Annotated in this window: 12 protein-coding genes and 1 pseudogene; 7 read left to right on the forward strand and 6 right to left on the reverse strand. The window is 61.3% G+C overall.

The genetic code is table 11. From position 1 onward, the window contains the following. Window positions 1-19: 19 nt before the first annotated feature. The 5 genes and pseudogenes from RL_RS30950 to RL_RS30965 form a co-directional block, all read right to left on the reverse strand. Complete coding sequence (locus RL_RS30950) at window positions 20-2581, reverse strand: GcvT family protein (protein ID WP_011654986.1); 2562 nt, start codon at window positions 2579-2581, stop codon at window positions 20-22. A 103-nt stretch (window positions 2582-2684) separates the two neighbouring features. Continuing rightward, window positions 2685-2825 (reverse strand): annotated as a pseudogene (locus RL_RS40035) (bifunctional methylenetetrahydrofolate dehydrogenase/methenyltetrahydrofolate cyclohydrolase); the annotation flags it as partial. A 114-nt stretch (window positions 2826-2939) separates the two neighbouring features. Then, window positions 2940-3179, reverse strand: coding sequence for a hypothetical protein (locus RL_RS30955; RefSeq protein WP_009987796.1), 240 nt, complete (start codon window positions 3177-3179; stop codon window positions 2940-2942). 9 nt (window positions 3180-3188) lie between these two features. Next, entirely contained in the window at window positions 3189-3449 is a 261-nt protein-coding gene (locus tag RL_RS30960) for a hypothetical protein (protein WP_003548716.1), read from the reverse strand. Window positions 3450-3452: 3 nt separating this feature from the next. Continuing rightward, window positions 3453-3773 (reverse strand): helix-turn-helix domain-containing protein, encoded by a 321-nt coding sequence (locus RL_RS30965; RefSeq protein WP_011654989.1) that lies wholly within the window; start codon window positions 3771-3773, stop codon window positions 3453-3455. Between the two features lie 250 nt (window positions 3774-4023). Here RL_RS30965 and RL_RS30970 point away from each other — a divergent pair, with 250 nt between their 5' ends. Next, window positions 4024-5085, forward strand: a complete 1062-nt coding sequence (locus tag RL_RS30970) for a class I SAM-dependent methyltransferase (protein ID WP_011654990.1) — start codon at window positions 4024-4026, stop codon at window positions 5083-5085. A gap of 29 nt (window positions 5086-5114) precedes the next feature. On the opposite strand, the gene RL_RS30975 is transcribed toward RL_RS30970, so the two are convergent. Further along, window positions 5115-6140 (reverse strand): AraC family transcriptional regulator, encoded by a 1026-nt coding sequence (locus tag RL_RS30975; RefSeq protein WP_011654991.1) that lies wholly within the window; start codon window positions 6138-6140, stop codon window positions 5115-5117. A 60-nt stretch (window positions 6141-6200) separates the two neighbouring features. Between RL_RS30975 and RL_RS30980 the strand changes: the two genes are divergently transcribed. The 6 genes from RL_RS30980 (at window position 6201) to RL_RS31005 (ending at window position 15272) form a co-directional block, all read left to right on the forward strand. Further along, entirely contained in the window at window positions 6201-7667 is a 1467-nt protein-coding gene (locus RL_RS30980; protein ID WP_011654992.1) for an alpha-glucosidase/alpha-galactosidase, read from the forward strand. 123 nt (window positions 7668-7790) lie between these two features. Further along, window positions 7791-9878, forward strand: a complete 2088-nt coding sequence (locus tag RL_RS30985; protein WP_011654993.1) for an ABC transporter substrate-binding protein — start codon at window positions 7791-7793, stop codon at window positions 9876-9878. A gap of 177 nt (window positions 9879-10055) precedes the next feature. After that, on the forward strand, window positions 10056-11063 hold the full coding sequence (locus tag RL_RS30990) for an ABC transporter permease (protein WP_011654994.1): 1008 nt from the start codon (window positions 10056-10058) through the stop codon (window positions 11061-11063). Window position 11064: 1 nt separating this feature from the next. Then, a complete protein-coding gene (locus RL_RS30995; protein WP_011654995.1) occupies window positions 11065-12201 on the forward strand; it encodes an ABC transporter permease in 1137 nt (378 codons plus the stop codon). Window positions 12202-12211: 10 nt separating this feature from the next. After that, window positions 12212-13879, forward strand: coding sequence for an ABC transporter ATP-binding protein (locus RL_RS31000; RefSeq protein WP_011654996.1), 1668 nt, complete (start codon window positions 12212-12214; stop codon window positions 13877-13879). 22 nt (window positions 13880-13901) lie between these two features. Then, window positions 13902-15272: an alpha-glucosidase/alpha-galactosidase gene (locus RL_RS31005; protein WP_011654997.1), complete on the forward strand. Its 1371-nt coding sequence runs from the start codon at window positions 13902-13904 to the stop codon at window positions 15270-15272. Window positions 15273-15384: the final 112 nt, after the last annotated feature.

Raw genomic sequence — 15384 nt, forward strand, 5'->3', positions numbered from 1 at the left:
CGATTTCGGGCCGATGTGCTTAGCTGCGCGGCTTCAGATTTTCGGGGTCGTAGATCGGCTTGTACCCGACGCCGACAACCTCGACCGGATAAGTCTCGGCAAAATACTCGACATTCAGCCTGCGTCCGACCTGGCAATGCGACCAGGGCAGATAGGCCAAGGCGATGTTCTTTCCGACCGTTGGGCCGTAGGCGACCGAGGTCGTGTAGGACCGACGGCCAAGCTCGTCGACCAGAACCTCTCCCGTTGAGGGATCGATAACCGGCATGCTGCCGACGGGATAACGCTTCACGCCCGATTTGTCGGTGTTCTCGGTCATCACAAGGGTGCAGAGCATGGCTGGCTGGTGCTCGCGCGCCTTGTATTCCAGATGTTTTGCCTTGCCGCGGAAATCGGCTTCCTTGACCTTCGGACGGGCAAGATCGGCTTCGATCAGGTTGTACTGGGTCAGGAGATCGGCGTTCTGAAGGCGCAGGCTCTTTTCCATGCGGCGCGAGTTTGCATAGGTCTCGACGCCGAAGGCCATCACGCCGGTCGAGCGGAGCGCATCCCAGACGGCGAGGCCGTCTTCGTACTTCATGTGCAGTTCCCAGCCCTGCTCGCCGACATAGGAGATGCGGAAGGCGGTGATGGGCTTACCGGCGATTTCGATCGGCTTGATCGCCGCAAAGGCGAAGTTTTCCTGATCGAGCCCGGCCGGATCGGCCACGGCCTTCTTCAGCGTGTCGCGCGCGTTCGGACCCCAGATGCCGATCGTCACGAATTTTTCCGAGACGTCGGTGATGGTCACGTCAAGGCCGCGGTCTTCGGCGACGCGCTTCATATAGTGCAGGTCGCGCGGGCCGGCATCGGCGCCGTTGACGAGGCGGCATCGATCAGCCATGCGGAAGACGGTGAAGTCAGCGCGGACCATGCCTTCGTCGTCGAGGAAGTGGGTGTAAATGCCCTTGCCGATGTTGGCATCGCCGCCGACCTTGGCGGCGCACAGCCATTCCATCAGCTCGACATGGTCAGGTCCCTCGATATCGACCATGTGGAAGTGGCTGAGATTGACGATGCCGCAATCCTCGCTCATTGCCAGATGCTCGGCATTCGACACGCGCCAGAAATGGCGGCTGTCCCATTCATTCTCGCGGACCGGGACGCGGTCGGCGTATTTCTCCAGAAGGTGCTCGTTGGCGGCGTAGCCGTGCGCACGTTCCCAGCCGCCAAGTTCCATGAAGTAGCCGCCAAGCTCCTTTTCGCGCTCGTAGAAGGGCGAGCGTTTGGCGTTGCGGCCGGATGCATAGGGTTCGCGGGTGTGAACAGCCGGGAAATAGATCTTCTGGGCGGCTTCGTAGCAGCGGCCCTCGATGAACTCTTCCGTCAACTGATGCGGATAGAAGCGGGCGTAGTCGATGCTGTTGTGATCGATCTCGGTACGGCCATCGGTCATCCAGTCGGCGATCAGCTTGCCATAGCCTGGGCCGTCCTTGACCCAGATGGCAACGCAATACCAGAGACCGCGCACCTTCTGGCTCTCGCCGCAGGATGCGCCGCCGCCGGCCGATACTTGCAGCAGGCCGTTGAAGGAGTGACCTTCGTTATAGCCGAGTTCGCCGAGGATCGGCGTCAGTTCCATGGCGCGCTCGAGTGGCTCGATGATCTGTTCCATCTCGAGATCGCGCTGCGAGGGCGAAAGGCGCGCTTCGTGTTTTTCGAGAAGATCGCGCGGATGGCACATGCGTGGATTGGTCGTTTCGTAATAGCCCCACTCGATCTGGCCGCCCTCCGTCGTCGCCGGGTCGCCGGTATCGCGCATATAGGCGGAGTTGCCCTGGTCGCGCAGCAGCGGGAAGCCGATTTCCTTGCCGGTGCCTTCGAATTCATTATACGGACCGAAGAAGGTGAGCGGGTGGTCGACCGGCATGACTGGCAGGTCTTCGCCGACCATCTCCGCGATCAGGCGCCCCCAGAGGCCGGCGCAGACGATGACGTGGTCGGCCATGATCGTGCCGCGATGGGTGACGACGCCCTTGATGCGACCGCCTTCGACGATCAGCGACTTCGCCGGCGTGTTGCCGAACACCTTAAGCTTGCCGGCCTTTTCGGCGGCATCGACCAGCTTGCCGGCAACGGTCTGCGAGCGCGGAATGACGAGGCCGGCATCCGGATCGTAAAGGCCGCCCATCACCTGATCTTCCTCGATCAGCGGGAACTTCTCCTTGATCTCGGAAGGGCTGACATAATGAGCGCGCGTGCCGAAAGCGCGTGCCGAGGATAGCTTGCGCTTGATTTCCTCCATCCAGGAATCGTCGCCGGTGCGCGCCACTTCGAGGCCGCCGATGCGGGCGTAGTGGCCCATCTTCTCGTAGAAATCGATCGAATATTGCGTGGTCCAGACCGACAGATAGTCGTGGCTCGTGGTGTAACAGAAGTCCGAGGCATGGGCTGTCGAGCCGATATCGGTCGGGATGCCCGACTTATCGATGCCGACGATGTCGTCCCATCCCCGCTCGACGAGATGATGCGCGATGGAGGCGCCGACGATACCGCCGAGCCCGATGATGACGACCTTTGCCTTTTCCGGAAATGCTGCCACGTGCTGTTCCTTCTATTTATCGCACGAATTAAAATGCCCTAACCGCGCTTGACGTACGCTTCGCGCGTGAGATGCAGGAGCCATGTCAGCCTGGTAAGGAGTGTCACATTTGCCGAAGCAGCGGAACCCCCCGACCGCTCCGCATGGAAGCTGCGATGAGGGTATTATGCATAAGGCGCGTGATCGTCATTGGTCCTACGCCGCCTAGTAACGGCGTAATTGCGCCAGTCCGGATCGAGGCGGCGAGGCAACCGCAAAACAGCGCCGGCACTGCTGCGATCCGTCCCGCATCGAACGGTCTGGCAATGACTGGCGGCGATCGGATATGGCGAGCCCTTGCGGCTAGCTTGTCCTTGGCTCAGGGCGCTGAAATCGCCTTGAGCCGGTCGATGTCCACCAGCACGATGTCTTCCGAAACAGGCTCGCGATTGTGCAAACGGAACCATTCTGCCGCTTCGCGCACGCGGTCGCCATGCGGCGATGGATAAGCGCCAAGTCCGAGAACCCATTCCCGCACGGTCTCGCGCTCCATCCGCCCGGCCCGGTATCGATCGCAGACGGTTTTCGCCGATGCGACGAGATCATTGATGCTTTTCACGGGATACCCTCAATGCACGGATGGCTCTTCGTCTTCGAGAAACGATCGAATGCCGTCGCGCGCGACCACGGCCAGGAATTCGTCGAAGGCATCCCGGTCAGTCGCAAATGGCTCGTCCCAGCGGATCAGATCTTCCGCCTGCGTGACCACTTCCATCGTCCAGTCTTCATTGCTGCCCGATGTGCGGAAGATATCGACGAGTACGGTGATCCCGTCATCGGTGAATTCTCCTGCCAGTTCGGAGTGTTCGAGCTTTTCTTTTTTCACCATCATTCAGCCACCTGCACCGGGCGGTGCGTCGTTTTTGAGATATTCTTCATATTGAACCGTCTCGGTCTCATTCGTGTCGATCGAGGCATCGGCGCGTTTTGCCAGGCGAACGCCCGCACCCCCGCCATTTTCGGGGATGAAAATCACACCTGCACCTTCCAGGGCGTGCTTCATATCCTGAAGCGTTCGTTCGTAGGGAGAGCGCTTGCCGGCCTCGAAATTAGCGATCGTCGCCTTGGCGACTTTCGAGGCCGAAGACAGATCGTCCTGAGACCATGCCAAAAGGGCACGAGCAGCGCGGCATTGAGCGGAAGATAGACACAAAACAATAACCTTGCATCAAAAGTGTGATTCTGCCTCGGGGAGATTTTATTGAAAACGTAATCTCGATACAAGCGACGATGAGAGCAGGTGCATGACGGCACAGCATGTTGTGAGCCCTGGAATGGGCACGCCTATTCCATTCTTTCGACCTTTAATACTCGACGCTCATCTATCGAACGACCAAGTTGATTGACTGAATATTATTAAAGTCTAATTTAACTTACCTTTATCACGCACCCGGGAGGTAACAATGCGTGAGCCAGATATGCAAAAACTCGATGCGCTTGTCGGTCGTCTTGTTGGGGACGTCGGCGCCGCCATGTCAGGGGCCCTGGTCGTGCTTGGCGACCAGGTCGGAATCTACAAGGCAATGGCCGACGGAACGCCGATGAGCGTCCAGGATCTTGCCAAGAAGACAGGGATAAAGGAGCGATATCTCAGGGAATGGCTGAGCGCCCAGGCGGCCGCGGACTATGTCGCCTACGATGAAAAGACCGATCGTTTCAGCCTGACGCCTGAGCAGGCGATGGTGTTTGCCGAGGAAAACAGCCCCGCCTTCTTCGTCGGCGCCTTCGAGGTCGTCCAATCCATGTGGATGGACGAGCCCAAGGTCGCCGATGCCTTCCGGACCGGCAAGGGTCTCGGCTGGCACGAGCACAGCACCTGCCTCTTTCGCGGAACCGAGCGGTTCTTTCGTCCGGGCTATAACAGCCATCTCGTCAATGAATGGATTCCGGCCCTTGGCGGGGTCGAAGAAAAGCTCAAGACCGGCGCCAGTGTCGCCGATGTCGGCTGCGGTCATGGGGCATCGACCATCCTGATGGCGCAGGCCTATCCCGCCTCCCGCTTTACCGGCTTCGACTATCACGGCCCGTCGATCGAAAGAGCAAAGGCCGCCGCGAAAGATGCGGGTGTATCGGACCGCGTGACCTTCGAGCAGGGCTCTGCGGCGGAATTTCCGGGGCGCGGCTATGACATGGTCGCCATGTTCGACTGCCTTCACGACATGGGCGATCCGGTCGGCGCCGGCCGGCATGTCAAGGAAACGCTTGGGCCGAACGGGACGTGGCTGATCGTCGAGCCCTTTGCTCATGACCATCTCAAGGACAATCTCAACCCGGTCGGCCGCGTCTATTACGGCGCGTCGACGATGATCTGCACGCCGGCGTCACTCTCCCAGGAGGTGGGGCTCGGGCTCGGCGCGCAGGCCGGAGAAATGAAGCTTCGAAAGGTCGCGCTCGACGCCGGGTTCACGCATTTCCGGCGCGCCACGGAAACGCCGTTCAACATGGTGTTTGAGGTCCGGGCCTGAAGCCAAGGTCCGGCAATCGGGACGACCAGCTATCGCAGCTTGCCGATGCTGGCATACATGCCCGTCGTGCGGAATTCGGTGGGATTGGTGCCGTAGACGCGGCGGAAGACCTTGGAGAAATAGTTGGGGTCCTCGAAGCCGCACATGATGGCGACCTCCTTGACCGGCAGGAAGTCGGCCTTGGTCAGAAGTTTGACGGCGCGCTGCAGGCGCTGCTGCAGCACGAATTCGGCCGGCGGCATGCCCTCGCTCTCGGCAAAGCTGCGCGAGAAATGCGCGCGGCTGAGGCCGACGATGCCGGCAAGCTCGCTGACCGGCAGCGGCTTTTCGAGATTGGCGTTGATATGGTCGATTACCGGCTGCATCACGCTGAGTTCGGCGGCAAAGGCCGGCGAGCCGAAGACGTCGTCATAAAGAGCCATCGCCGCTTCATAGGCGATTGCCGAGGCCGCACCCGGCGATGTCGCGCCCTTGACCAGGCGCAGGCTGCAATCGGCGAGATGATCGATGGTCGAGGGCTGCAGCTTCAGCACCGGGCCGGCGGTCGACAGCACCATCTGGTGGATGCGCAGCGTTTCCTCGCCATTCATCGAGATCCAGAAATATTCCCAGCGGTCGCCTTTCTCCAGCCAGTAGCGATGATTGTGCGGCACCAGGACGAGCAGCGTGTCGCCGCCCTGAAGACGATAGTTGCGGTGCTGGTAGCGCAACTGGCCGCTGCCGCTGATCGTGTGCTGCAGCACGGTGAAGGGGGTCTGGCCGCGCCGGCGGCCGTCCCAGTCATAGGTCTCGTTCTCACGCACTTCATAGCCGGCGCTGGTCGGCATGGCGTGCAATCGCTGGCGGCCGCGGGGCAGCGAAACCGTCCTCATCGACTGTCCGTTGGCGATCAAATCCTGCAGCACAAAATTACCCCTGAAAGCATAATCCTTCTCTGGTCGCCCTGTCGATTTCGGGCATAATCCCCGCCGACAAGAGGAAGAGACCACGGCCGACAGAGCGGCCGGGAGGAAAAAGGCAGATTTTACGGTGTTTTCAGCCACATGCGTCGGCATGCGGCCTGATCCTCCATGGCCTTCTTTTCCTTAGCATTTGATTGGGTCGAGGTGAAGATCATGAGTTTCAAAATCGCTATCATCGGTGCGGGCAGCGTCGGTTTCACCAAGAAGCTGTTCACCGACATATTGTGCGTTCCCGAGTTTCGCGACATCGAATTCGCGCTGACCGATCTCAGCGAACACAATCTCGAGATGATCAAGGCCATCCTCGACCGCGTCGTTAAGGCGAACGGGCTGCCGACGAAGGTGACGGCGACGACCGACCGGCGCCAGGCGCTGGAAGGCGCGCGCTACATCATCAGCTGCGTCCGGGTCGGCGGGCTCGAGGCCTATGCCGACGATATCAGAATCCCGCTGAAATACGGCATCGACCAGTGCGTCGGCGATACGATCTGCGCCGGCGGCATCCTCTATGGCCAGCGCAACATCCCGGTCATCCTCGACTTCTGCAAGGATATCCGCGAGGTCGCCGAGCCCGGTGCGAAATTCCTGAACTATGCCAACCCGATGGCGATGAACACCTGGGCGGCGATCGAATACGGCAAGGTCGATACCGTCGGCCTCTGCCACGGCGTCCAGCACGGCGCCGAGCAGATCGCCGAGGTGCTCGGCGCAAAGTCGCTGAGCGAGCTCGACTATATCTGCTCCGGCATCAACCACCAGACCTGGTTCATCGACCTTCGCCTCAACGGCCGCAGGATCGGCAAGGATGAGCTCATCGCCGGCTTCGAGGCGCATCCGGTCTATTCGCAGCAGGAGAAATTGCGCATCGACGTGCTGAAGCGTTTCGGCGTCTATTCCACCGAAAGCAACGGCCATCTCTCGGAATACCTGCCCTGGTATCGCAAGCGGCCGGATGAAATCACCCGCTGGATCGACATGTCCGACTGGATCCATGGCGAGACCGGCGGCTATCTCCGCCATTCCACCGAAACGCGCAACTGGTTCGAGACGGAATATCCGCAATTCCTGGAATCCGCCGCGCAGCCGATCGATCCCGCCAAGCGCTCGAACGAACATGCAAGCCATATCCTCGAGGCGCTGGAGACGAACCGGGTCTATCGCGGCCATTTCAACGTCAAGAACAATGGCGTCATCACCAACCTGCCGTCCGATGCGATCATCGAATCGCCGGGCTTCGTCGATCGCTTCGGCATCAACATGGTCTCGGGCGTCACCCTGCCGGAAGCTTGCGCGGCGACCTGCATCGCCTCGATCAACGTCCAGCGCATGTCGGTGCATGCGGCGATATCGGGCGACATCGACCTCTTGAAGCTTGCCGTGCTGCACGACCCGCTGGTCGGCGCCGTCTCGACGCCGGAAGAGGTCTGGCAGATGGTCGACGAGATGGTCGTTGCCCAGGCGCGCTGGCTGCCGCAATATGCCCATGCCGTGCCGGCCGCCAAGGAGCGGCTGTCGAAATCGAAGGTGCAGACCCGCGACTGGGCGGGGGCCGCACGCCGCAACGTTCGCTCGATCGAGGAGCTGCGCGCGGAAAAGGCGGCGCTGAAACAGGCCGTCTGATGTTCTTGAAGGATGGGTCGTCATGGGTTTCCGGGAGGGAAATCCATGGCGTCAGGCCCGCTTTCATGTCGTTCGAGGAAAAAGGAGCCGCGTGATCGCGCTCCGGAACAAGAGGGAGAAACGATGATGAATTTCCGTAACGCAGGCATTCTGGCCGGACTGGCGCTCAGCGTCTCAGCCGCGGCGCTGAATGCATATGCCTCCGAGCCAACCATCCCACCGGCGCCGGCGGACTTCCCCGCCGAAGGCAAGATCAACTATGTGGCGCGCGACTCCATCCTGGAGTTCAAGGCGCTGCCCGAATATCACGAGCCCGACTGGGTCACGAAAAACTTCGTCGCCACCGGCAAGCTGCCGCCGGTCAAGGACCGCCTGCCGAAGGAGCCGCTGGTCTTCAAGACAGGCAATATGCCAGACGGCATCGGTGTCTATGGCGATACGATGCGCCACGTCATCGGCGGCCGGCCGGAAGGCTGGAACTATGGCGCCGGCCAGACGCAGGGCTGGGGCGGCATCGATATCGGTCTCTCCGAATGCCTGACGCGCACCGCGCCGCTGTTCCAGGTGCAGGCCTCCGACACCGAGCCGCTGCCGAACCTCGCCAAGAGCTGGGATTGGTCGCAAGACGGCCATAAGCTGACCATGCACCTGGTCGAAGGCGCCAAATGGTCGGACGGCGCGCCGTTCAACGCCGACGACATCATGTTCTACTGGGAAGACGAAGTCATCGACCCGAACGTCTCGCCGCTCGGCGGCGGCGCCTCGCCGGAAGCCTTCGGCGTGGGAACGACGCTGAAGAAGGTCGACGACTACACCGTCGAATGGACCTTCAAGGAGGCCTTCCCGAAGCAATATCTCTATACGATGTCCTACCCGAACTTCTGCCCGGGTCCGTCGCATATCCTGAAGCCGAAGCATCCGAAATATTCGAAGAACACCTACGACCAGTTCAAGAACGCTTTCCCGCCGGAGTTCATGAACATGCCGGTCATGGGCGCCTGGGTGCCGGTGGAATATCGCTCCGACGACATCATCGTCATGCGCCGCAACCCCTATTACTGGAAGGTCGACGAGAAGGGCGATCAGCTGCCCTATCTGAACGAGCTGCACTACAAGCTCTCGACCTGGGCCGACCGCGACGTTCAGGCCGTGGCGGGATCAGCCGATTTCTCCAACCTCGAGCAGCCTGAGAATTTCGTCGCCTCGCTGAAGCGTGCCGCCGAGAAGACCGCACCCGCCCGTCTCGCCTTCGGCCCGCGCCTCATCGGCTACAATCTCCGCATGAACTTTTCCGCCAATGGCTGGGGCAGCCCGGACGAGCGCGGTGAGGCGATCCGCGAGCTGAACCGCAACGAGGATTTCCGCAAGGCCGTCACCATGGCGCTCGACCGCAAGGCGATCGGCGACTCGCTGGTCAAGGGGCCCTTCACCGCGATCTATCCCGGCGGGCTCTCCTCCGGCACCAGCTTCTACGACCGCAACTCGACCGTCTACTACCCCTTTGATCTCGAGGGCGCCAAGGCGGAACTCGCCAAAGCCGGTCTCAAGGACACCGACGGCAACGGCATCGTGAACTTCCCGGCCGGCACGCTCGGCGGCAAGGATGTCGAAATCGTCATGCTGATCAACAATCAGTACACGACCGACAAGAGCCTTGCCGAAGGTGTCGTCGGCCAGATGGAGAAACTCGGGCTGAAGATCGTCATCAATGCGCTCGACGGCGCCAAGCGTGACGACGCCCATTATGCCGGCCGCTTCGACTGGCTGATCCAGCGCAACACGACGGAACTGTCGTCGGTGGTGCAGAATACCGAACAGCTTGCTCCTGTCGGTCCGCGCACCAGCTGGCACCATCGTGCCGGCAAGGATGACCAGCTCGATCTGATGCCCTTCGAAAAGGAGCTTGTCGATGTCGTCAACAAGTTCAGGACGAGCCAGAACAACGACGAGCGCGTCGATCTGATGAAGCAGTATCAGAAGATCTCGACGGAGCACGTCAACACCGTCGGCCTGACGGAATATCCGGGCGCCCTGATCGTCAACAAGCGGTTCTCCAACGTGCCCCAGGGTACGCCGATCATGATGTTCAACTGGGCTGAAGATTCGGTGATCCGCGAACGCCTGTGGGTGGCCGCCGACAAGCAGGGCAAATACGAGCTGTTCCCCGAACAGCTGCCCGGCAAGCCCGGCGACAAGGGTCCCATCAACTGATGCATGCCGCCCGGAAACAAAGAGTCAAAGCGCGTCGCATGTGATGCGACGCGCTGGAGAGCTCCCTCCCAGCTGAAGTGAGCTTCCGGCCGCGCGTGCAGCGCGCGGCCGGGCAAGACCAACAAGCCGGCCGCGCTGACAAGGAGCGACTGGCGGCAAGGAGAAGCGAACCGTCCGATGTTACGATTCCTGCTCGTGCGCATAGCCTCCGCGATCCCCATTCTCTTCATTCTGAGCGTGGTGACTTTCGCGATCATCCAGGCCCCGCCTGGCGACTACGCCGATTACATCCGCTCCCAGCTGATCAACCAGGGCGGCGCGTCCTATGCGCAGGCCGAAGCGCAGGCGCAGGCTTACCGCGTCGAACACGGGCTGGATAAGCCGCTCGTCATCCAATACGTCAACTGGATCGGCGGCATCGTGACGCGCGGCGATTTCGGATACAGCATGTTCTACAACAAGCCGGTCGCCGATGTCGTCGGCGAACGCCTGCCGAGAACCTTGCTTCTGGCGCTCGTCTGCCATCTCTTTGCCTCGGTGCTCGGCATCGGCTTCGGCATCTGGGCGGCGACCCGGCAATACAGCTGGATCGACAGCCTGCTTTCGGGGATTTCCTTCCTTGGCATGACGGTGCCGCGCTTCCTGATGGCGCTGATCATCGTCTATCTTCTGGTCTTCCAACTTAACGTTTCCGAAATCGGCAGCTTCTTCTCGCCGCAATATGGCGGGGCGCCCTGGTCCTGGGCGAAATTCGTCGATCTGGTCCACCATGTCTGGCCGGTCGTCGCGATCGCCACCTTCGGCGGGCTCGCCTACAATATGCGGGTGATGCGCGGCAATCTGCTCGATACGCTGAACGCCCAGTATGTCGAGACGGCCAAGGCCAAGGGCCTTTCCGGTGGAGCGGTGGTGATGCGCCATGCGGTGCCGAATGCGCTGCACCCGCTGGTGATGTACCAGGGCGTCGTGCTGCCTTACATGCTGACCGGCGAGATCGAGACCGCCATCATCTTCGCGCTGCCGACCGTCGGTCCGGCCATCGTCGGCTCGATGGCGGTCGGCGACGTCTATGTCACCGCCACCTTCATGATGGTGCTGTCGGCGACGCTCATCGTCGGCAACATCATCGCCGACATGCTGCTCGCCTTGCTCGACCCGCGTGTCCGCCAATATGGAGGAGCCTGAGATGCTTGCTTTCGACTCTTCTGCAACGCCGCCGACAACCGACATCGAGACCAAAAAGCCATCGCGTGGGCATGAGAGCTATATCGCCCTTGTCTGGCGCCGGTTGAGGCGCTCCTGGACCGGCATGGCCGGGCTCGTGCTCGTCGTGCTCTTGATCCTCATGGCGATCTTTGCCGATTTCTTTGCGCCGATGGATCCGAAGGCGACCGATGTCGGCTTCGCGCCGCCACAGGTGATGAGCTTCCACGACAAGGATGGCAATTTCGTCTTCCAGCCGCGCGTCTACGCGCTCTCGGATTCCGAAGAGCTTGATCCGGTCACCTTCCAGCCGATCGTCGGCATGGATTACGACAATCCACGGCTGCTCGGCTTCTTCGTCAAGGGCGCCGAATACCGGCTTTTCGGCCTGATCCCGGCCAACCGGCATTTCTTCGGCTCGACCGACGGCCAGCCGGTGCATTTCCTCGGCACCGACAAGTTCGGCCGCGACGTGCTGTCGCGCGCCATCATCGGCTCGCGCATTTCGCTGACCATTGCCCTGACGGTCGTCTTCATCGTCACCATCATCGGCACGACCGTCGGCATGGTGTCGGGTTACTTCGGCGGCACCTTCGATGTCTGGCTGCAGCGTTTCGTCGACCTGGTGCTGGCCTTCCCGCAATTGCCGCTCTATCTGGCGCTGACCTCGCTGATCCCGGTGACGGCGCCGACCAACGTCTTTCTTGCCTTCGTCATCGCCGTGATGTCGGCGCTCGGCTGGGCGCAGATGTCGCGCGAGGTGCGCGGCAAGACCTTAGCTCTTGCTCGCATCGATTATGTCCGGGCGGCCATGGCCGTCGGCGCCACCGACACGCGCATCATCATGCAGCACATCTTCCCGAATGTGATGAGCCACGTCATCGTCGCGGTGACGCTGCATATACCGAGCGTCGTGCTGTTGGAATCCTTCCTGGGTTTCCTCGGCTTCGCCGTCAAGCCGCCGCTGATCTCCTGGGGGCTGATGCTGCAGGATACGGCAACCTATTCGGTCATCGGCTCCTATCCCTGGATTCTCGCTCCCGTCGGCTTCGTGCTCGCCACCGTCTTCGCGTTCAATGCGCTCGGCGACGGATTGCGCGACGCGGTCGATCCTTATTGAGGTGATTGATATGGCTCTTGCACTGGTCAATTCCTTCGCCCCGCCCGTCCGCCACGATCATGATGGCCGTTCGGACACGCCGATCATCGACGCCCGCAACGTGGCGGTGAATTTCAAGGTCGAAGACGGCATGGTCGAAGCCGTCAAGGACGTCTCGTTTCAGCTCTATCGCGGCGAGACGATCGCCATCGTCGGCGAATCCGGCTCCGGCAAATCGGTGACGGCGCGAACGGTGATGGGGCTGTTGTCGAAGCGCGCCGTCGTCTCCGAGAAATCGACGGTCGCCTATGACGGCAGCAACATCCTGAAATTTTCCGAGCGGGCGCGCCGCAAGCTGCGCGGCGACCGCATATCGATGATCTTCCAGGAGCCGATGAGCTCGCTGAACCCGATCTATACGATCGGCAGCCAGATCGTCGAAGCGATCCGCGTGCATCGCCGGATCAGCAAGAGAGATGCGCAAAAGCGCGCGCTCGAACTGCTCGAACATGTGCAGATCCCCGATCCCGCCGCGCGGCTCATGCAATATCCGCATCAGCTTTCCGGCGGCCAGCGCCAGCGCGTGATGATCGCCATGGCGCTTGCCAACGATCCGGATGTGCTGATCGCCGACGAGCCGACGACGGCACTCGACGTCACCGTGCAGGCGCAGATCCTGAACCTGATCCGCAACCTGCAGAAGGAACTGGGGATGGCTGTCATCCTCATCACCCACGATCTGACCGTGGTGCGGCAGTTCTCGGATTACGTCTATGTGATGCAGCTTGGCGAAGTGCGCGAGCACAACACCACCGAAGCGCTGTTTGCCAATCCGCAGGACGCCTATACCAAGCATCTGCTCGCCTCCGAGCCGCGTGGCCAGGCCAATCCGCTACCCGAAGGGTCGGATGTCATCCTCGATGCCAAGGGCGTGCGCGTCTCCTTCATGATGCGTCACGGTACCTTTCTGAAGCCGGCGATGCGCGAGCTTGTCGCCGTCGACAGCCTCGACCTGACGCTGCGCCGTCACGAGACGCTGGGGCTGGTCGGCGAATCCGGCTCCGGCAAGACGACGTTCGGCCAGGCGATCCTGCGGCTGAACACGCCGGACAGCGGCGAGATCCGTTTCGACAATCAGCCGATCCACGGCCTGTCCCGGGCCGAGATGCGGCCCTTGCGCGCCCGCATGCAGGTGGTGTTCCAGGATCCGTTCTCATCGCTCAATCCGCGCATGACGATCGGCCAGATCATCGAGGAGGGCCTCGTCGTCAACAGGCTGGGCGCCACCAAGGCCGAACGGCAGGACCGGGTGCGCGAAGCGCTGATTGCCGCCGGCATGCCCGGCAATATCCTGTCGCGCTTCCCGCACGAATTCTCCGGCGGCCAGCGCCAGCGCATCGCAATCGCCCGCGCCATCGCGCTGGAGCCGGAATTCATCCTGCTCGACGAGCCGACATCGGCGCTCGACCTTTCGGTCCAGGCGCAGATCATCGAACTGCTGCGCAAGCTGCAGGACGAGCGGGGCCTGAGTTACCTGTTCATCTCCCACGACCTCAAGGTCGTCAGGGCGCTCTGCCATCGCGTCATCGTCATGCAGCATGGCAAGATCGTCGAAGAGGGCCCTGTCAACGAAGTTTTATCCCATCCCAAGACCGCTTACACCGAACGGCTCGTCAAGGCCGCTTTCGAGGTAGCATGATTATCGAATGCCGGAGGTTATAATGGCAAGAAATCCCAAGATTACGTTCATCGGAGCTGGCTCCACCGTCTTCATGAAGAACATTGTCGGCGACGTGCTGCAGCGTCCCGCGCTGTCAGGCGCGACGATCGCCTTGATGGATCTCAACCCGCAGCGGCTGGAAGAAAGCGCCATCGTCGTCAACAAGCTGATCTCGACGCTTGGCGTGAAGGCGAAGGCGGAAACCTATTCCGACCAGCGCAAGGCGCTTTCGGGCGCCGATTTCGTCGTCGTCGCCTTCCAGATCGGCGGCTATGAGCCCTGCACGGTCACCGATTTCGAAGTGCCGAAGAAATACGGGCTGCGCCAGACGATCGCCGATACGCTCGGCGTCGGCGGCATCATGCGCGGGCTTCGCACCGTGCCGCATCTCTGGAAGGTCTGCGAGGACATGCTCGTCGTCTGCCCGGAGGCGATCATGCTGCAATATGTCAACCCGATGGCGATCAACACCTGGGCGATATCAGAGAAATATCCGACCATCCGCCAGGTCGGCCTCTGCCACTCGGTGCAGGGCACGGCGATGGAACTGGCCCACGACCTCGACATCCCCTATGACGAAATCCGCTACCGGGCGGCCGGCATCAACCACATGGCCTTCTATCTCAAGTTCGAGCATAGCCAGCCGGACGGTTCCTACCGCAACCTCTATCCCGACCTGCTGCGCGCCTATCGCGAGGGCAGGGCGCCGAAGCCCGGCTGGAACCCACGCTGCCCGAACAAGGTGCGCTATGAGATGCTGACGCGGCTCGGCTATTTCGTCACCGAAAGCTCGGAACATTTCGCCGAATACACGCCCTATTTCATCAAGGAGGGTCGCGACGACCTGATCGAGAAATTCGGTATCCCGCTCGACGAATATCCGAAGCGCTGCATCGAGCAGATCGAGCGCTGGAAGGGCCAGGCAGAGGCCTATCGTTCGGCTGACAAGATCGAAGTCGCGCCGTCGAAGGAATATGCTTCTTCGATCATCAATTCGGTCTGGACCGGCGAACCCTCGGTAATTTACGGCAATGTCCGCAACAATGGCTGCATCACCTCGCTGCCGACCAATTGCGCCGCCGAAGTGCCCTGCCTCGTCGATGCCTCCGGCATCCAACCGACCTTCATCGGCGACCTGCCGCCGCAGCTGACCGCGCTGATCCGCACCAATATCAACGTCCAGGAACTGACGGTGCAGGCTCTGATGACCGAAAATCGCGAGCATATCTATCATGCCGCGATGATGGACCCGCATACGGCGGCCGAACTCGACCTCGACCAGATCTGGTCGCTGGTCGACGATCTGCTCGCCACCCACGGCGACTGGCTGCCCGAATGGGCACGCACGACCCGTAAGGTACAGGCCGCCTGACCCCGTCTCCCGGGTAGGCGTCAAGAAGCCCCGCGGTCGCAACAACCGCGGGGCTTTTGCGTTTGTGGGGTGGCGCTTTGCGATTAGGAGGTCATTCGTTTATCGGTGACGG

Source organism: Rhizobium johnstonii 3841, from assembly GCF_000009265.1.
Taxonomy (GTDB): Bacteria; Pseudomonadota; Alphaproteobacteria; order Rhizobiales; family Rhizobiaceae; genus Rhizobium; species Rhizobium acaciae.